The organism is Streptomyces sp. NPDC048623, assembly GCF_040650755.1.
Lineage (GTDB): Bacteria > Actinomycetota > Actinomycetes > Streptomycetales > Streptomycetaceae > Streptomyces.
The window spans coordinates 176,592-193,717 of sequence record NZ_JBEZHV010000001.1 but is presented as its reverse complement, the minus strand read 5'-3'; the positions used below and the strand labels follow the sequence as shown (position 1 = coordinate 193,717).

At 71.2% G+C, this 17,126-nt stretch carries 16 protein-coding genes; 1 reads left to right on the top strand and 15 read right to left on the bottom strand.

From position 1 onward, the window contains the following. Positions 1-2: 2 nt before the first annotated feature. From metF to AB0C73_RS00905, 13 genes are all read right to left on the bottom strand, one after another. Positions 3-872 carry a methylenetetrahydrofolate reductase [NAD(P)H] gene (gene metF, locus AB0C73_RS00965; protein WP_362523137.1) on the bottom strand — a complete coding sequence of 290 codons (870 nt, stop codon included), beginning with the start codon at positions 870-872 and terminating at the stop codon, positions 3-5. Then, complete coding sequence (gene metH / locus AB0C73_RS00960) at positions 869-4,336, bottom strand: methionine synthase (protein WP_362523136.1); 3,468 nt, start codon at positions 4,334-4,336, stop codon at positions 869-871. Before metH ends, metF begins: the two co-directional genes overlap by 4 nt. Beyond that, complete coding sequence (locus tag AB0C73_RS00955; RefSeq protein ID WP_362523134.1) at positions 4,333-5,319, bottom strand: carbohydrate kinase family protein; 987 nt, start codon at positions 5,317-5,319, stop codon at positions 4,333-4,335. Before AB0C73_RS00955 ends, metH begins: the two co-directional genes overlap by 4 nt. Before the next feature lie 3 nt (positions 5,320-5,322). After that, the gene (gene metK, locus AB0C73_RS00950) at positions 5,323-6,531 is read right to left on the bottom strand and encodes a methionine adenosyltransferase (RefSeq protein ID WP_362523132.1); all 1,209 of its coding nucleotides are present in this window, start codon (positions 6,529-6,531) and stop codon (positions 5,323-5,325) included. Then, complete coding sequence (locus AB0C73_RS00945; RefSeq protein ID WP_362523130.1) at positions 6,528-6,782, bottom strand: acyl carrier protein; 255 nt, start codon at positions 6,780-6,782, stop codon at positions 6,528-6,530. The genes metK and AB0C73_RS00945 overlap by 4 nt, the downstream gene beginning before the upstream one ends. 31 nt (positions 6,783-6,813) lie before the next feature. Next, positions 6,814-7,266 carry a holo-ACP synthase gene (acpS, locus tag AB0C73_RS00940; RefSeq protein WP_362523129.1) on the bottom strand — a complete coding sequence of 151 codons (453 nt, stop codon included), beginning with the start codon at positions 7,264-7,266 and terminating at the stop codon, positions 6,814-6,816. A 1-nt stretch (position 7,267) separates the two neighbouring features. Continuing rightward, positions 7,268-8,218, bottom strand: coding sequence for a hypothetical protein (locus tag AB0C73_RS00935; RefSeq protein WP_362523127.1), 951 nt, complete (start codon positions 8,216-8,218; stop codon positions 7,268-7,270). A gap of 33 nt (positions 8,219-8,251) precedes the next feature. After that, positions 8,252-9,139 (bottom strand): diiron oxygenase, encoded by an 888-nt coding sequence (locus AB0C73_RS00930; RefSeq protein ID WP_362523125.1) that lies wholly within the window; start codon positions 9,137-9,139, stop codon positions 8,252-8,254. Positions 9,140-9,184: 45 nt separating this feature from the next. Then, positions 9,185-10,243, bottom strand: a complete 1,059-nt coding sequence (locus tag AB0C73_RS00925) for a class I SAM-dependent methyltransferase (RefSeq protein WP_362523124.1) — start codon at positions 10,241-10,243, stop codon at positions 9,185-9,187. Further along, positions 10,240-11,082, bottom strand: coding sequence for an SAM-dependent methyltransferase (locus AB0C73_RS00920; RefSeq protein ID WP_362523122.1), 843 nt, complete (start codon positions 11,080-11,082; stop codon positions 10,240-10,242). The genes AB0C73_RS00925 and AB0C73_RS00920 overlap by 4 nt, the downstream gene beginning before the upstream one ends. A 102-nt stretch (positions 11,083-11,184) precedes the next feature. Further along, a complete protein-coding gene (locus AB0C73_RS00915; protein WP_362523121.1) occupies positions 11,185-11,730 on the bottom strand; it encodes a MaoC family dehydratase in 546 nt (181 codons plus the stop codon). A 93-nt stretch (positions 11,731-11,823) separates the two neighbouring features. Next, positions 11,824-13,011, bottom strand: coding sequence for an aminotransferase class I/II-fold pyridoxal phosphate-dependent enzyme (locus tag AB0C73_RS00910; protein WP_362523119.1), 1,188 nt, complete (start codon positions 13,009-13,011; stop codon positions 11,824-11,826). 110 nt (positions 13,012-13,121) lie between these two features. Beyond that, entirely contained in the window at positions 13,122-14,564 is a 1,443-nt protein-coding gene (locus tag AB0C73_RS00905) for an MFS transporter (protein WP_362523117.1), read from the bottom strand. 265 nt (positions 14,565-14,829) lie between these two features. Between AB0C73_RS00905 and AB0C73_RS00900 the strand changes: the two genes are divergently transcribed. Next, positions 14,830-15,525 carry a hypothetical protein gene (locus tag AB0C73_RS00900; protein ID WP_362523115.1) on the top strand — a complete coding sequence of 232 codons (696 nt, stop codon included), beginning with the start codon at positions 14,830-14,832 and terminating at the stop codon, positions 15,523-15,525. A gap of 42 nt (positions 15,526-15,567) precedes the next feature. Here AB0C73_RS00900 and AB0C73_RS00895 read toward each other — a convergent pair whose 3' ends face one another. Next, a complete protein-coding gene (locus AB0C73_RS00895; protein WP_362523113.1) occupies positions 15,568-16,359 on the bottom strand; it encodes a DUF2785 domain-containing protein in 792 nt (263 codons plus the stop codon). Positions 16,360-16,712: 353 nt separating this feature from the next. Beyond that, the gene (locus AB0C73_RS00890; protein WP_362523111.1) at positions 16,713-17,120 is read right to left on the bottom strand and encodes a glyoxalase/bleomycin resistance/extradiol dioxygenase family protein; all 408 of its coding nucleotides are present in this window, start codon (positions 17,118-17,120) and stop codon (positions 16,713-16,715) included. Between the last annotated feature and the right edge of the window lie 6 nt (positions 17,121-17,126).

Genomic DNA, 17,126 nt, shown 5'->3' with positions numbered 1-17,126 from the left:
ACTCAGACACGTGCGAGGCTCCTTGAAGCTCGGGAAGCTTGGATCGATCGGTGGATTTCGAGGGCCGCCGTGGACTTGTTGAGCGTGATGTAGTGCAGGCCGGGCGCGCCCTCGGCGAGCAGCCGCTCGCCCATCGCGGTCGCGTGCTCCACCCCGATCCGGTACGCGGCGGCCGGGTCGTCCTTCGCCGCCTCCAGACGGTGCGCCAGGTCCTCGGGGAAGGCAGCGTTCGACAGCTCGGCGAAGCGGCGGATCTGCCGTACGTCGGTGGCGGGCATGATCTCCGGGATGATCGGGGTGTCGCAGCCGGCCGCCGCGACCCGGTCCCGGAGCCGCAGATAGTCCTCCGGGTCGAAGAACATCTGGGTGATCGCGTAGTCCGCGCCCGCCCGGCACTTGGCGACGAAATGCCTGATGTCGCTCTCCCAGTCGGGCGAGCGCGGGTGGCCCTCCGGGAAGGCCGCGACGCCGATCCGGAACTCCCCCAAGGACCGTACGAGCTCGACGAGTTCGTACGCGTGGGTGAAACCGTCCGGGTGCGCGGTCCACTCGCCGCACGGGTCGCCCGGAGGGTCGCCACGCAGGACGAGGACGTCACGGACACCGGCGTCGGCATAGGCGCCGATGATCGCGCGCAGCTCGGCCACCGAGTGGCCGACGGCCGTGAGGTGCGCGACCGGCCGCAGGGTGGTCTCGCGGACGATGCGCTGGGTGACGTCGATGGTGCGGTCGCGGGAGGAGCCGCCGGCGCCGTACGTCACGGAGACGAAGTCCGGCGCGAGCGCCTCCACGCGGCGGATGGCGTTCCACAGCGTCCGCTCACCCCTGTCGGTCTTCGGCGGGAAGAACTCGAACGAGAAGGTCGGCTTCACCTGCGGCCTCCCGCGTTGAAGTAGGTCGCCTCGGGGTGGTGGACGACGAAGGCGTCCGTGGACTGCTCGGGGTGCAGCTGGTACTCCTCCGACAGCGCGACCCCGATCCGCTCCGGCCGCAGCAGCGCGGCGATCTTCGCCCGGTCCTCCAGGTCGGGGCAGGCGGGATAGCCGAGGGAGTAGCGGCAGCCCTGGTACTCGGTGCGCAGGATGCCTTCCAGGCCTGCCGCGTCGGTGCCCCCGATGCCCCACTCGCCGCGCACCCGTGCGTGCCAGTACTCCGCCAGAGCCTCCGCCAACTGCACGGACAGGCCGTGCAGTTCGAGGTAGTCGCGGTACGAGTCGGCGGCGAACAGCTTCGCCGTCTCCTCCCCGATCCTCGACCCCACGGTGACGATCTGGAGGCCCAGGACATCGACCTCGCCGGAGTCCTCCGGGCGGAAGTAGTCCGCCAGGCAGAGGTGCCGGCCCCGTTCCTGGCGGGGGAAGGAGAAGCGGGTCCGCTCGTTCCCGTCCTCGTCCAGGACGATCAGGTCGTCGCCCTTGGACACGCACGGGAAGTAGCCGTAGACCACGGCCGCTTCGACCAGCCGGTCGGTCTGGATGCGGTCCAGCCAGCCGCGCAGCCGCGCCCGGCCCTCCGACTCGATCAGCTCCTTGTCCTTCAGGCCCCACTGGCCCTTGAACAGCGCACCCTCGTCCAACCACGAGGCGTACTCGCCCAGTTGGATTCCCTTGACCACCTTCGTCCCGAGGAACGGCGGCTCCGGTACGACGTTGTCGGCGGCCACATCGGAACGTCCGGCCGGCTCCGCCTCGCGCACCTCCAGGACCGGGGCCTCCCGCTTGGGCACGCGCCGCTGCTTCAGCTCCGGCAGTACGGCTCCGGGCACGCCCCGCTTCACCGCCATGAGCGCGTCCATCAACCGCAGGCCCTCGAAGGCGTCCCGCGCGTAACGGACCTCGCCGTCATACAGCTCGTGCAGGTCCTGCTCGACATACGCCCTGGTCAGCGCCGCACCGCCCAGGATCACCGGATACCTGTCGGCCAGCCCGCGCCCGTTCAGCTCCTCCAGATTCTCCTTCATGATCACCGTGGACTTGACCAGCAGGCCCGACATCCCGATCACATCGGCCCGGTGCTCCTCCGCAGCCTCCAGGATCGCCGAAACCGGCTGCTTGATCCCGATGTTGACCACGTTGTAGCCGTTGTTGGACAGGATGATGTCGACAAGATTCTTTCCGATGTCGTGCACATCACCGCGCACGGTCGCGAGCACGATCGTGCCCTTCCCGTCCCCCGCATCCGACTTCTCCATGTGCGGCTCCAGATACGCCACCGCGGTCTTCATCACCTCCGCCGACTGCAGCACGAACGGCAGCTGCATCTGCCCCGAGCCGAACAGCTCCCCGACCGTCTTCATGCCGTCCAGCAGCACCTCGTTGACGATCTCCAGCGCCGGCCGCCCCACCAGCGCCGCATCCAGATCCGCCTCCAGGCCGTTCTTCTCGCCGTCCACGATCCGCCGCTTCAGGCGCTCCTCCAGCGGCAGGGCGAGGAGCTCCTCCGCCTTGCCGGCCTTCAGGGACTTCGCCGTCGCGCCCTCGAACAGCTCAAGCAACCGCTGCAGCGGGTCATAGCCCTCCCGTCGCCGGTCGTAGATCAGATCGAGCGCGACCTCGACCTGCTCCGGCTCAAGCCTGGCGATCGGAAGGATCTTCGACGCGTGCACGATGGCCGAGTCCAGGCCGGCCTTCACGCACTCGTCCAGGAACACCGAGTTGAGAACGATCCGCGCCGCCGGATTGAGCCCGAAGGAGATGTTCGACAACCCCAGGGTCGTCTGCACATCGGGGTGCCGCCGCTTGAGCTCCCGGATCGCCTCGATCGTCGCGATCCCGTCGCCCCGTGACTCCTCCTGGCCCGTGCAGATCGTGAAGGTGAGGGTGTCGATCAGGATGTCGCACTCCCTGATCCCCCACCGCCCCGTCAGGTCGGCGATCAGGCGCTCCGCGATCCCGACCTTCTTCTCCGCCGTCCGGGCCTGTCCCTCCTCGTCGATCGTCAGCGCCATCAGCGCCGCGCCGTGCTCCCGCGCGAGCGCCGTGACCTGCGCGAACCGCGACTCGGGCCCGTCGCCGTCCTCGTAGTTGACCGAGTTGAGCACCGCTCGGCCGCCCAGCTTCTCCAGACCGGCCCGCAGCACCCCCACCTCGGTGGAGTCGAGCACGATCGGCAGCGTCGAGGCCGTCGCGAAACGCCCGGCCAGCTCCGCCATGTCGGCGACGCCGTCACGCCCGACATAGTCCACGCACAGATCGAGCATGTGCGCGCCCTCGCGGATCTGGTCCCGCGCCATCTCGACGCAGTCGTCCCAGCGGCCCTCCAGCATCGCCTCGCGGAACTTCTTCGAACCGTTGGCGTTCGTCCGCTCGCCGATGGCCAGGTATGACGTGTCCTGGCGGAACGGCACATGGCTGTAGAGCGACGAGGCCCCCGGCTCGGCGGCCGGCGTCCTGGCCGGCACCGCCGCGCCCCGCACCCGTTCCACGATCTCCCGCAGGTGCTCCGGAGTCGTACCGCAGCAGCCGCCGACGAGGGCAGGGCCGTAGTCCCGTACGAAGGCCTCCTGCGCGTCCGCCAGTTCGGCCGGCGACAGCGGATAGTGCGCGCCCTCCGAAGTGAGCACCGGCAGACCGGCGTTGGGCATGACGGACACCGGGATGCGGGCGTGCCGGGAGAGGTGCCGCAGATGCTCGGCCATCTCGGCCGGGCCGGTGGCGCAGTTGAGGCCGATCATGTCGATGCCCAGTGGCTCCAGGGCCGTCAGGGCGGCGCCGATCTCCGACCCGAGGAGCATCGTCCCCGTCGTCTCGACCGTCACCTGCACGATCAGCGGCAGGTCCATGCCGAACGCGTCGAGCGCTCGCCGGGCGCCGATGACGGCCGCCTTGGTCTGCAGCAGATCCTGCGAGGTCTCGACGAGCAGCGCGTCCGCGCCGCCGGAGAGCAGCCCCTCCGCGTTCTGCCGGTACGCGTCCCGCAGCGGCTCGTACGTGACGTGGCCGAGCGTGGGCAGTTTGGTGCCCGGGCCCATGGAGCCGAGCACCCAGCGCGGGCGCCCGTCGGCGGCCGTGTGCGTGTCGGCGACCCCGCGGGCGATCCGCGCACCCGCCTCGGACAGCTCGTACACGCGCTGCTCGATGCCGTACTCGGCGAGCGCCGCCAGGTTCGCGCCGAAGGTGTTGGTCTCGACGCAGTCCACGCCGACCGCGAAGTAGGCGTCGTGGACGGAGGCCACGACATCGGGCCGGGTGAGGTTCAGGATCTCGTTGCAGCCCTCCAGGTTCTGGAAGTCGTCGAGACTCGGGTCGGCGGCCTGGAGCATGGTGCCCATCGCCCCGTCCGCGACCACGACCCGCCTGCCGAACTCCTCACGGAGGGAAACCTTCGACCGGCTCATGTCAGCCCCCTCAGATGGCTGAGCAGCTCCGCGGTGCAGCCCACGCCGTACGTCGTCCGGATGCGGTCCAGGAGCGAGTCGCGGTGCAGCCGGTACTCCTGCGTCCCCACGTAGTCGAGGACGGTCGAGGCGACCGCGCAGCCCAGCTGGGCCGCGCACCGCTCGGGCACGCCCCACAGCGTTCCGGCGAGGAAGCCGGCCCGGAAGGCGTCGCCGACGCCCGTGGGGTCGACCACGCCCGCGACCGCGGGCACCGCCGGCACGGCGAGCGGGGCCCGGGCCTCGCCCCGGATCCGTACCCCGGCCTCGCCGTGGGTGGTGATCCAGGTGCCGACCCGGCGCAGCACCTCCGCCTCCGGCCAGCCGGTCTTCTCCGACAGCAGGGCCGTCTCGTACTCGTTGGTGAACAGGAAGCGCGCCCCGTCCACCAGTTCCGCCACCTGGGCGCCGTCGAGCCGCGCGAGCTGCTGCGAGGGGTCGGCGGCGAACGGCACCCCGAGCTCGCGGCACACGCGCGCGTGGCGCAGCATCGCCTCGGGGTCGTCCGGGGAGACGAGCACCAGGTCGAGGCGCCCGGTGCGGGCGAGGACGTCCCGCAGGTCGATCTCGCGGGCCTCGGCCATCGCCCCGGCGTAGAAGGTGGCGATCTGGTTCTGCGCCCGGTCGGTCGTACAGACGAACCGGGCGGTGTGGAGCGCCTCGCTGACACGCACCGAGTCGGTGTCCACACCGTGGTCCTTCAGCCAGATCCGGTACGGCTCGAAGTCGGCGCCGACCGCGCCCACGAGGACGGGGCGCAGGCCGAGCACGCCGAGTCCGAAGGCGATGTTCGCTGCCACTCCGCCGCGCCTGACCTCCAGGTTGTCGGCGAGGAACGACAGGGAGACCTTGTCGAGCCGGTCGGCGATCAGCTGTTCGCTGAACCAGCCGGGGAAGGTCATCAGATGGTCGGTCGCGATGGATCCCGTGACAGCGATACGCATTTCTCAGACCCCCGCTGCCTGCTTCAGGGCCTCGACCCGGTCGGTGCGCTCCCAGGTGAACTCCGGGAGCTCGCGGCCGAAGTGCCCGTACGCCGCCGTGGCCGCGTAGACGGGGCGCTTCAGGTCCAGATCGCGGATGATCGCGGCCGGACGGAGGTCGAAGACCTCGCTGACGGCCTCCTGGATCCGCTCGTCGGGCAGGGAGCCCGTGCCGAAGGTCTCCACGAAGAGGCCGACGGGCTCGGCCTTGCCGATCGCGTACGCGACCTGCACCTCGCAGCGCTTGGCCAGACCCGCCGCGACCACGTTCTTCGCGACCCACCGCATCGCGTACGCGGCGCTGCGGTCGACCTTCGACGGGTCCTTGCCCGAGAACGCGCCGCCGCCGTGCCGCGCCATGCCGCCGTACGTGTCGATGATGATCTTCCGGCCGGTGAGGCCGGCGTCGCCCATCGGGCCGCCGATCTCGAAACGCCCGGTCGGGTTGACCAGCAGCCGGTAGCCGTCGGACTCCAGGTTCACGCCCTCCTCGGCGAGCTGCTTGAGGACGTGCTCGACGACGTGCTCGCGCACGTCCGGGGCGAGCAGGCCCTCGACCGAGATGTCGGCGGCGTGCTGGGAGGAGACGACGACCGTGTCGAGACGGACCGGCCGGTCGCCGTCGTACTCGATGGTGACCTGGGTCTTGCCGTCCGGGCGCAGATACGGCACGGTGCCGTCCTTGCGGACCTCGGTCAGGCGGCGCGACAGGCGGTGCGCGAGCGCGATCGGCAGCGGCATCAGTTCGGCGGTGTCGTCACAGGCGTAGCCGAACATCAGGCCCTGGTCGCCGGCGCCCTGGGACGCGAGCTCGTCCTCCGCGCCCTCGACCCGCGCCTCGTGGGCGGTGTCGACGCCCTGCGCGATGTCGGGCGACTGCGCGCCGATGGACACCGACACACCGCAGGAGGCGCCGTCGAAGCCCTTGGCGGAGGAGTCGTAACCGATGTCCAGGACCGCGTCCCGCACCAGCTGCGCTATCGGCGCGTAGGCGGAGGTGGTGACCTCGCCGGCGATGTGCACCTGGCCGGTGGTGATCAGGGTCTCGACCGCGACCCGGGAGTGCGGGTCCTGGGCGAGCAGGGCGTCCAGGATCGTGTCGCTGATCCGGTCCGCGATCTTGTCGGGGTGGCCCTCGGTCACGGACTCCGAGGTGAACAGGCGGCGGCTCATGCCTGCACCGCCGTCTTGTCGTCGGCGAAGAAGTGCTGCTCGATGGCGCCGAGGGTACGGATGGAGTCGACCTCCAGGGTCTCCATCTGGATCGCGGTGCCGCTCTCCTGCTCCAGGAGGAAGACGAACTCGACGAAGGACAGCGAGTCGATGAGGCGGTTCTCGATCAGGTCGAGGTCGGAGGCGATGTCGTCGCGCTCGGGGTGACGCTCGAGGATCCAGTTCTTCACGGTCTGCAGGCCGTCGGCCATGATGCTTCTCCTCATTAGCTACTGCTGCTGGTTACGTGCGGGGTGGGGGCGTCACGTACGGGGTGGGGGCGATGATCGGCGCGGCGACCGCGACCGCGTAGTCCACGTCGTGGCTGATGGACACGGTGATCTCGGAGATGCCGGACTCCTGGGCCATCTCGGCCGCGGGTCCGCGCAGCTCCACCAGCGGCCAGCCGCCCTCGGAGCGGCGTACGACGATGTCCGGCCAGGGCAGGAACCTGCCCCGGACCCGTAACGTCTTGAAGGCCGCTTCCTTGGCCGCGATCCGGCCGCACAGGCTCAGGACGTCGAGCCCGCCGGCCGTGCGGCAGTCGTCGAGTTCGCCGGGGGTGAGCATCCGCTCGAAGAACCTCTCGCCGTACTGCGCGAGAAGCCTGCGGACACGGTTGACGGACACGATGTCCATGCCGAGGTTCGCCCAGCCCAGGCCGCCCGCCGGCGGGGCCACGGGACGGGCCGGCACGTCAGATCACCGGCCCGGCCGCGAGACTCGCACCATTCGCGGCACTCGCGGCACTCGCGGCACTCGCGGCGCTCGCATCGGTGCGCATGCGGGCGTTCGCGTCGAGGACCGCCTCGGTCGCGGCCTCCCAGCCGCCGTGCCGGCGGGTCAGCGCCGACAGCCAGCGTTCCAGGCCGAAGGCGACACAGCTGGTGAAAGCGGGCCCGCCGGAGGACTCCAGGGTGATGTCGCAGCGGTCGCCGAAGAAGTTCCGGTGCGTGTTGACCGAGGCGATCGCCAGGTCCTCGTACAGGAACTCGTGCTTCACCGGCGTGAGCCGCTGGAGCAGCGCCTTGGAGCCGCCCTTGTCGAAGAACGGGTCGCAGGCGGCCTCCTTGCGCAGCGGCAGGTCGAGCGCCGCGGCGAAAACGTGGATCCGGGCGGTGAAGTCCGCCAGGTGGGCCTCGGCGTGCTCGCGCCCGCCGATGGCCACGATCTCCCGCATGCGGAAGCCGAGTTGGCGCCGCATCCCCTCGTAGTGGGTCTCCTTGCGGAAGCACCAGGAGCAGATCGTGACGAGGGTGTCGTCGGCGACCCGGGTCCCCTGGTGGGTGAGGTAGACGGCGTAGCAGGACGCCGAGGGCAGTGCGAGCGCGGCCGGTTCGAGCGCCGTGGCCGGGAAGCAGCCGGTGTCGGCGGAGAAGGGCTCGGTCGCGCGCCGCTCCAGGTCGAGCGGGGCGGCGACGACGGCCTGGTGGGGGAAGTTGTCGTAGTAGTCGAGCCGGGCCAGGTCGGCGGCCGGGAGCAGCGGGGGCATGGTCATCGGGCGGGCGCCCGCGGCCACCCCCCAGCCCTCGAAGGTGTCGTCGAGGAGCCGCAGCAGGCGGGTCCCCTCGGGGCCGAGCACGGGAAGTCCCCGTGTCGCGCCCTTGGTCTCCCCGACGCTCTGCGTCCCGGGGGTCGTCACGGTCATGATCTCTTCACCTCTCGGGGCGGGTCCCCGTGCTCAGAGGACCGGCAGGGAGTCGTCGGAGAAGATCCCGATCTTCTGGAAGAAGGCCAGCGGCTTGCGGATGATCCTGCGCTCGACGGCGCGGCGGCGCTCGTCGGCGATCAGGCTCTTGCGCAGGCCGAGCGGGTCCGCGATGCCGGCGTCCTTGTACACCTGCGGGTTGTAGAGCGAGTTGATGCTGAAGACGACATAGCGCTTGAGGTACGCCTCGACCTCCCGGATCCGCTCGGCGCTGACCGCCTCGCACATGCGCAGGTAGAGCAGCGAGACCAGCTCGCGCCCGAAGGCGATGTGACGGGACTCGTCCTGGTGGTGGATGCGGTTGACCTCGCGGACGGTGTGGCAGAGGGAGGCGTCCTTGCCCATCAGGGAGTTGTGGTGGTCGACCAGCTCCTCGAAGAACAGGATGCGGGTGAAGACCAGGAAGTTCTCGATCTCGGGCTCCCAGGCGGAGTCGGCGCTCATGGCGGGGGAGCCGTAGATCTTGTCGCCGTACCGGCGGCAGAACTCGGAGAAGAACCACATGTGTTCGTTCTCCTCACCGATGAAGTGGTGGAAGAAGTCCGACGGGACCTCGAAGCCGGGCATGTGGATGCGGCCGATGACCTCGATGAGGAGCTCGCGGATGCCGTGCACGTTGAGGCTGTAGAAGTTGATCGACTCCCACTTCGACAGCCGCTGAAGCGTTTCCTCGCCGAGGGTGTCGAAGTGGTCGGTGCCGTAGACGCTGAGCAGCTCCGGAGTCATCCAGTACTGCTTCTCCTCCAGCGTCTCGGGCCACTGGAAGGTCTGGTACGGGTTGTAGTAGTCCTCGACGGAACGCTCGCTGAGCCGCTCCAGGATCTCCATGAACCGGTCGGTGACGGGCAGGGCGGCGCCCATGTTCTCGCTCCTCGTGGTGTCGGGGGTCGGGGCCGGGATCGGCCGCTACGGCCGGACTTCGTAGACCGCGTTGACCGGGGTCTCGTTCGCGCGCCGCCAGCGGGTGAAGCCGGCCTCCTCGGCGATGGCGCGGAAGGCCTTCTCGCCGGAGTGGTTGCCGAGCGCGTGCGGGCCGCGCTGGGCGACCGCGACGGGCAGGCACATCACGGCGGACAGGGCCATGAACATGCGGGCGGCCGGGGTCTGGGTGTCGATGTCGGCGGGCGAGACGTTCGACTCGACGAGCATCCAGGTGCCGTCGGCGTCGAGCGACTTGTGCACGTGCTGGGCGGCGGCGACCGGGTCGCCCATGTCGTGCAGGGCGTTGAAGAAGCAGACCAGGTCGTAGCCGGAGCCCGGGTAGTCGTCGGCCGAGGCGACGTCGAAGACGACCCGGTCGGACAGGCCGGCCTCCTCGGCGAGCTGGCGCGCGATCGAGATGGCCTCCTCGGAGTAGTCGAAGCCGTGGACGGTGGCGTTCGGGAAGGCCCTGGCGATGAGCAGCGTGGTGTGGCCGACGCCGCAGCCGACGTCGGCGACGGTGCCGCCGGCGGCCAGCTTGTCGGTGACCTCGTGCAGGGACGGCAGCCAGTCCGGGACGAGCTTGTGCTCGTACGTCGGCTGGAAGAAGGAGCCCATGCCGGTGTCGAGCGCCGCGTCGTGCTCGGCCCAGCCGACGCCGTCACCGGTCCGGTACGCCTCGACGAGCAGGTCCTCGGTGGCGTACAGCGCCTTGAGCGCCGTGAAGAAGCCGGCGGCGTAGGTGACCGCGGTCGGGTCGGCGAGCACCTCGACGTGGTCGGCGGGCAGGGTGTACGTGAGCGAGCTCGGGTGCCGCTCCACGTACCCGGCGGACAGCTGGGCGTGCAGCCACTCCTCGACGTACCGCTCGTTCGTGCCGGTCTTCCCGGCGAGCTGCGCGGCGGTGAGCGGGCCGTCGGAGGCCAGGGCCTTGTAGAGGCCGAGGCGCTCGCCGAGGGCGACGGTCAGTCCGCGCACGGCCGCGCCGGCGTCGGTGATGACCTTCTGGTGGAAGTCGTGGGCACTTGTGCTGTGGGCGCTCATGCGGCCTTGTCCTCCTCGTACGCGGGGAGATCGCAGGTGAACAGGAAGGAGCGGGGCACGCGCGGGACGGAGCGGGCCGGCACCGGGTAGGGCCAGCGGTCGAAGTCGGCGCCGGGCTCGCCCGGCTGCCTGACCTCGCGCACCGCCCAGCCGCAGTCGGCGAGCAGCGCCTCGGGCTCCTCGGTGCCGAAGAGCCACGGGTTGCCGTCCTCCTCCAGGGCCTTCATGAAGGACCGGGCGAGCGGGTTCTCCAGGGCGGCCTTGGAGATGACGTCGCCGAGCAGCACGGAGCCGGGGGCGGCGTGCGCGGCGAGCAGCGCGATGAGGGTGCGGACGGCCTGCTCGGGCAGGAAGAACAGCAGGCCCTCGACGACCCAGAGGACGGGCTCCTCGCTCTTCCAGCCGGCCTCCTTCAGGGGGCCGGTCCAGTCCTGGGTGAGGTCGACGGGGACGGTGATCCGGGTACGGCCGGCCGGCGCGGGTTCCTGGGCCAGCATCTCGGCCTTGGCCTCCAGGAGCGCCGGGCGGTCGAGCTCGTAGACGGTGACGCCGTCGGGCCAGGGCAGCCGGAAGAAGCGGGTGTCCATGCCGGCGGCGAGGAAGACGACCTGCTTGATGCCGCGCTCCTCGACCGTCCTCACGATCTGGCGGTCCAGGTAGGTGGTGCGGATGGCGAGGAACGGCACGGTGCCGCCGCCGGCGTAGCGCTCGAGCAGTTCGAAGCCGATCTGGTCGGCGACGGTGCGCGCGTAGGGATCGGCGAACAGCCGGTCCTCGCGCTCGGTCTCCAGGGCACGCGCGGCGGCGGTCCACTGGGCGGTGCGGGATACGGCCTCCACAGGAGGTCTCCCTTCACTGGTGGGTGGTCACTTCGCAGGTGGGGGGTGTTCGGACGGCCGTGTTCGGCGCGCTCTCAGGCACCCGGTCTCAGGCACCTGGTCTCAGGCGCTCATGGCCACTGCGGGCACGCTCTTCCTCGTGCGGCCGCAGCACCCGGCCGGGTCCTCGGCGGCGGGCATCGACGACAGACGACCGGCCTCGGACCCGGCGGGACGGCGCCGGAAGATGCTGTGCAGGATCATGCTGAACACGGCCGTCCCGTCGGCGGCCACCAGCGTGCAGCGCGGCTTGACGGTGCCGCTGGTGGGGTTGAACGGCGACGGCGTGGCGCCGAGGATCTCGACGCGCGCGGTGAGGACGTCGCCGGGGCGCACGGGACGCAGATAGCGGACCTCGTCGATGCCGGGCGAGCCCATGCAGGCGCTGTAGGCGAGCAGCCCGTCGACGTAGCGGCGCATGAACATCGCCTGGGTGTGGAAGCCGCTGGCGATCAGCCCGCCGAACTGCGAGTCCTCGGCGAGCTCGGGGTCCGTGTGGAAGGGCTGCGGGTCGAAGCGCCTGCCGAACTCCAGCACCTCCTCCGCCGTGACGGTGACGGTGCCCAGCTCGTGGACGTCGCCGGGCCGGAAGTCCTCGAAGTAGCGCATCTCGCGCCCTCCTTGACCTAGGAGTGGTCGTTTCCTGGCATCCCCCAATCTACGAATCACTCATTTATTTTGTCAACCCAAAAAAAGCTGGAATCACCCCCGGTCCAGGGCCTGTCGGAGTGCCTGCCTGACGTCCTCCCACAGGTCCTCGACGTCCTCCACGCCGACCGACAGGCGCACGAGCCCGGGCGCGATCCCGGCGGCCGCCAGCGCCTCGGCGTCCAGCTCGCGGTGGGAGGTGGAGGCCGGGTGGGTGACCAGCGATTCCACGCCGCCGAGGGACAGCGCGAGCTTCGCGACCCGTACGCCCTCGATGAAGGCCCGGCCGGCCTCGCGCCCGCCCGCGAGCTCGAAGGACAGCAGCCCGCCTCCGCCCGACAGGACCTTGCGGGCGGTGGCGTACGAGGGATGGCCGGCCAGCCACGGGTAGTGCACGGCCGTGACGTCGGGGCGGCGGGCGAGCCGTTCGGCGAGCACGGCCGCGTTGGCGCAGTGCTCGCGCATCCGCAGCGGGAGGGTCGGTATCCCGCGCAGGGTGAGCCAGGCGGCGAACGGGTCGGCGCACGCGCCGAGTTCGACCGTGCGCGGCCAGACCGTACGGCGCAGGGCGTCGTCGGCGAAGACGGCGGCGCCGCCGAGCACGTCGGAGTGCCCGGCGAGGTACTTGGTGGTGGAGTGCACGACCACGTCCGCGCCCAGCTCCAGGGGGCGGCAGAGGACGGGCGAGGCGAGGGAGTTGTCGACGACGGAGGTCACCCCCGTCCGGCGGGCGGCGGCGAGCAGCGCCGGCAGCTCGGGCACCCGGCCGGTCGGGTTGGCGATCGTCTCCAGGACGAGCAGCCGGGTCGCGGGGTGCTGCGCGGCGGCCTCGAACTCCGCCACGTCGTCGCCCGACACGTAGGTGACGTGGATGCCGTGGCGGGCGGCGAGGTCGGACAGGACCGCGTAGGTCCCGCCGTACAGACAGCGCTGCGCGACCACCCGGTCGCCGGGCTTGAGCAGCGCGAGCAGCACGCCGCTGATCGCCCCCATCCCGGACGCGAAGGCGATGGCCCCGGCGCCCCCTTCGAGCCCGGCGAGGGTCTGCTCCAGGGCCCGTACGGTCGGATTGCCGCGCCGGCTGTAGACGTACGGCCCGTCGGGCCCGGCCATGGCCTCGGCGAGTTCGTCGGCGGAGGAGAAGGCGAAGGCGGAGGACTGGACGAGGGGGACGGAGAGCGGGTGACTGCCGGGCGAAAGAGGCGGGTTGGCGACGTGGACGGCGCGGGTGCCGATGTCCATGGCGGGTTCCTCTCGGACGGGGTTCTGGAGGTACGGGAAAGGGGCCGCCCGATGTCCGGCGTACGGAACATCGGGCGGCCCCTCGGGGCTCGTACGGCAGGCTGGGCCGGTTACGCGGAGACCTTCTCGCCCTGCGGGGCGGCGGCCGGGGCGTCGGCGGCCGGGGCCCTGTCGGACTTCATCACCAGGAGGGTGACGATGCCGCCGACCGCGGCGATGACCGCGGCGCCGATGAAGGCGGCGGAGAAGCCCTCGGTGAGCTTGGGCAGGTTGCCGAGCCGGGCGGCGCCCTGGGACATGGCGACGGCGGTGAGCGCGGCGAGGCCGAGCGCGGAGCCGACGTTGTAGGTGGTGTTGACGATGCCGGAGGCGAGACCGGCCTGCTCCTGCGGGGCGCCGGACATGGCGGTCATCATCGTCGGGATGTAGGCGAGGGACATGCCGAGGGCGGCGACGAGCGAGGCCGGCAGGACGTCGACCAGGAAGGTGCCGGTGGGCTCGACGGCGGACAGCCAGACCAGGCCGGCGGCGAGGACGAGCAGACCGATGCCGATGAGCGGCTTGGCCCCGAACCGGCCCATGAGGCGGGCGGTGATGGCCGTCATGAAGATCATGAGGAGCACGGTCATCGGGAGGAGCGCGGCGCCGGACGCGAAGGCCCCGTAACCGAGCACCTGCTGGAGGTAGAGGTTGAGGAAGTACCACATCGGGATCCAGGCAGCGCCGAGCAGCGTCATGGCCAGGTTGGCGGAGCCGAGGCGCGGGACCCGCCAGACGCTGAGCGGCATGAGGGGCTCGCGGACGGCCGTCTGGATCACGAAGAAGAGGCCGATGAGGACGACGGCGCCGAGGAGTTCGAGGACGGTGGCGGTGGTGCCCCAGCCGACCTCGGGGGCGCGGACGACGGCGAAGACACCGAGGGCGAGACCGGCGGTGACGGAGACGGCGCCGATGATGTCGACGGAGCCGCGGCGGGACTCGACGTTCGGGAGGAGCCTGGTCGCGGCGAGGGTCGCGAGGCCGATCGGGACGTAGATGACGAAGCACAGCTGCCACCAGGCCCACTCGGTGAACACGCCGCCGAGGAAGACACCGGCGGTGCCGCCGGCCGGGGCCGCGGCGCCGTAGAGCGCCATCGCCTTGCCGAGCTCGCGCGGGTCGTGCATGAAGAGCATCATCAGCAGGGTCATCGCGGAGGGCGCGATGAGCGCACCGCCGACGCCCTGGACGGCGCGGCCGACGATCTCGACCCAGGCGGTCTGCGCGGCCGCGGCGACGATCGAGCCGGCGATCATGATCGCCCAGCCGGAGACGAAGATCTTGCGGGCTCCGACGAGGTCGGAGAGGCGGCCGCCGAGCAGCAGCAGACCGCCGAAGACGATGACGTAGGCGTTGAACACCCACTGCAGCTCGCTCTGGGAGAAGCCCAGTTGCTCCTGCATCTTCGGCAGTGCGACGCCGATGATCGAGGTGTCCATGATGACCATGAACTGCGCGGCGGCAAGCACGGCAAGTGCCCACCAGCGCCGGGGATTGACGGTTGCGGTTGACATTGCCCTGACCCTTCACTCGCGGTTACATACCCCTGGGGGGTACCTGCACGGAGGACCGTAGCATACCCGTGGGGGGTATGTAAGAGCGAGTTGAGGGCCGGATGGGACACGCCGCGGCCGGACCGCGGCCGGACCGCGAACGGACCGCGGCCGGACCGCGAACGGCCACCGGACGGCCCATGGGCGGACCACGAACGGACCGGGCGCACGATGCGTACCGGCGGCATACCGGCCACGGCCGGGGGCCGGGCGGCAGAATGCCCCCATGACCGCCCCGATGAAGGCAGACCAGGCAGACCGGGAGCAGGAACTGCTCCACCGCTGGACGACGACCCTGCTCGCGGCGCGGGCCGGCCGCGGGGGCCCCGACCCCGTGCCGTACGGCCGGAACCTGCTGTCCCGCTGGACCGAACCGCACCGCCGCTACCACACCGCCGACCACCTGCGGGCGGTCCTCGACCGCATCGACGAACTGACCGACCAGGGCGGAGAGGGCGGAGAGCTGGAACTCGTCCGCCTCGGCGCCTGGTTCCACGACGCGGTCTACCGCCCGGACCGCACCGAGAACGAGGAACGCTCCGCCGCCCTCGCCGAACGCGCCCTCACCGAGGCCGGCCTGACCCCCCACGAGGTCACCGAGGTCGCCCGCCTGGTCCGCCTCACGATCACCCACGACCCGGCCCCCGGCGACCTCAACGGCGAGACGCTGTGCGACGCGGACCTCGCGATCCTGGCGAGCCGGCCCGATACCTACCAGGGGTATACGGCGGCGGTCCGCGAGGAATACGCCTTCGTCCCGGACGCCGCCTTCCGCGAGGGCCGCGCCTCCGTCCTCCGCCAACTCCTCGCCCTGCCCCGCCTGTTCAGGACCCCGTACGGCGCGGCGGTGTGGGAGGAGCGGGCCCGGGAGAACCTGGAGCGGGAGCTGAAGGAACTGACGGATCCGGCCGGCGAAGGCTGAGCCGCCTGGCGGCCGGTCCGGACCGGACCGGGGCGTCGTCGGTCAGCGCTTGACGATCCGGTCGAGGACGGCGGCGATGCCGGACTTGACCGCGTCACGGTGGTGGAGAGGCTGCGCGGGCAGTTCGCTGGTGGGACGCACACCCCGGTCGGCGAGGATGTAGAGCAGGCGCAGGGTGCGCAGGCAGTTGCTGATGTGAGCGGGCACCGGGGTGCTGATGCGGTCGGCCCCGAAGCGGTCGGCGATCGGATCCAGCCAGCCGACGGCGTCGCGTTCGCCCAGGTCGGTTCGGGTGAGGACCCGGCCGATCGCCCGGGCCAGGCGGTCGTCCTCCAACTGGTCGTAGACATGGTCGGTGGGCGCCGTCAGCCGCGCGGCTGCGAGGTCCAGCATCCGCACCGGCGCCACCTCGGGGTGACGGCCGAAGCCGGCGAGCAGGTCCGCACCATGCGCCACCGCGTGAAGCCAGCCGAGTGTCTCGTCGTGGCCGCGCAGATCCCGCTCCGCCGGATACCAGCGCTCGAACGCGTCCACCCAACCGGCCCTGAAGTCCCCCGCGGTCACCAGCATGTCCAGCACGAGGGGCGCGAAGGCGCGGGCCTCGACCCGCGGGTCGGTGAACCGGGCGGCCATCTCGTCCCCCAGCTCCAGCTGCCGGGACGTCCCGATCACCCCGCGAGCGATCCAGGTCGCGAGGACGGTGTAGGGCGCGCCGTCCCGGACCAGTGGATCGGGATCCGCCAGGGCACGGGACAGCTCGGAGACGAGGTCGTCCAGGGGCCGGTCAGCGGGCACGGCACAGTCGGCGGCCTCGACGCCCTTCCAGTCGATCATGACGGGCAGAGTAGGCCCCGCCGTCGCCACACGCCCGCGAATTACGCCCCGGCCAGGCGGCACTTCGCCCGGGAAACGCTCGACAGAGCGGCGACCGCCCTCATCCGCCCGTACCTGGTCGCCGGCGAACGACAGGAGCAGCGCGCCCTGCAACGGCGGTGATGCCTCAGCCTCGTCATGGCGGCGGGCTTCGGGCTCGGCCTGGACACCCGGGACATCCACGCCATGAGGGTCGCCTGGTGAACGAGTCGACCCTTGACCCGCCATCGCGGAAGCCTGTCCGCATGTGCGTACGCTGCCACCACGTCACGGACACCGCAGCGTCTCGCCTGCGCCGGTCGTCCCGGTCGGACTCAGTACGACTGAAGCTCGATCAGGCGGCCCTCCGGGTCGCGGACGTGGGCGCTGCGGAGGGTCGGGCCCCACTCGGGGCGGTCGGCCGGGGTGGTGGCGGGGGTGGCGCCGTGGGCGAGGCAGAGGGTGAAGGAGCGGTCCACGTCGGGGACGTGGAAGACGAGGACGGCGGTGTCCTGGGCGGGGGCCGGGGCCGGGGGGAGCGCGGTGGTGCCGAGGGTGGCGGCCATCGCGGTGCGGTCGAAGAGCGAGAGGACGGCGCGGTCGTCCCGGTCCCAGTTGGCGTACGGGCCCGACGGGGCGCCCTTCGCCAGGCGGGCGCCGGTCAGGGGCGGGAGGACCGCGTCGTAGAAGTGGAAGCAGTCGGCGAAGCGGGTGACGAGCAGCCGGGGGTACGGGGCGTCCATGCCGGG

What these genes read in the sequence shown, in the direction of transcription:
- AB0C73_RS00945 (WP_362523130.1), bottom strand. Translation starts at nt 6,782, where the DNA reads ATGGCCGACGGCCTGCAGACCGTGAAGAACTGGATCCTCGAGCGTCAC.
- AB0C73_RS00910 (WP_362523119.1), bottom strand. Translation starts at nt 13,011, where the DNA reads ATGGACATCGGCACCCGCGCCGTCCACGTCGCCAACCCGCCTCTTTCG.
- metK (WP_362523132.1), bottom strand. Translation starts at nt 6,531, where the DNA reads ATGAGCCGCCGCCTGTTCACCTCGGAGTCCGTGACCGAGGGCCACCCC.
- AB0C73_RS00905 (WP_362523117.1), bottom strand. Translation starts at nt 14,564, where the DNA reads ATGTCAACCGCAACCGTCAATCCCCGGCGCTGGTGGGCACTTGCCGTG.
- AB0C73_RS00915 (WP_362523121.1), bottom strand. Translation starts at nt 11,730, where the DNA reads ATGCGCTACTTCGAGGACTTCCGGCCCGGCGACGTCCACGAGCTGGGC.
- AB0C73_RS00890 (WP_362523111.1), bottom strand. Translation starts at nt 17,120, where the DNA reads ATGGACGCCCCGTACCCCCGGCTGCTCGTCACCCGCTTCGCCGACTGC.
- AB0C73_RS00895 (WP_362523113.1), bottom strand. Translation starts at nt 16,359, where the DNA reads ATGATCGACTGGAAGGGCGTCGAGGCCGCCGACTGTGCCGTGCCCGCT.
- AB0C73_RS00900 (WP_362523115.1), top strand. Translation starts at nt 14,830, where the DNA reads ATGACCGCCCCGATGAAGGCAGACCAGGCAGACCGGGAGCAGGAACTG.
- metH (WP_362523136.1), bottom strand. Translation starts at nt 4,336, where the DNA reads ATGAGCCGGTCGAAGGTTTCCCTCCGTGAGGAGTTCGGCAGGCGGGTC.
- AB0C73_RS00955 (WP_362523134.1), bottom strand. Translation starts at nt 5,319, where the DNA reads ATGCGTATCGCTGTCACGGGATCCATCGCGACCGACCATCTGATGACC.
- AB0C73_RS00930 (WP_362523125.1), bottom strand. Translation starts at nt 9,139, where the DNA reads ATGGGCGCCGCCCTGCCCGTCACCGACCGGTTCATGGAGATCCTGGAG.
- AB0C73_RS00925 (WP_362523124.1), bottom strand. Translation starts at nt 10,243, where the DNA reads ATGAGCGCCCACAGCACAAGTGCCCACGACTTCCACCAGAAGGTCATC.
- AB0C73_RS00935 (WP_362523127.1), bottom strand. Translation starts at nt 8,218, where the DNA reads ATGACCGTGACGACCCCCGGGACGCAGAGCGTCGGGGAGACCAAGGGC.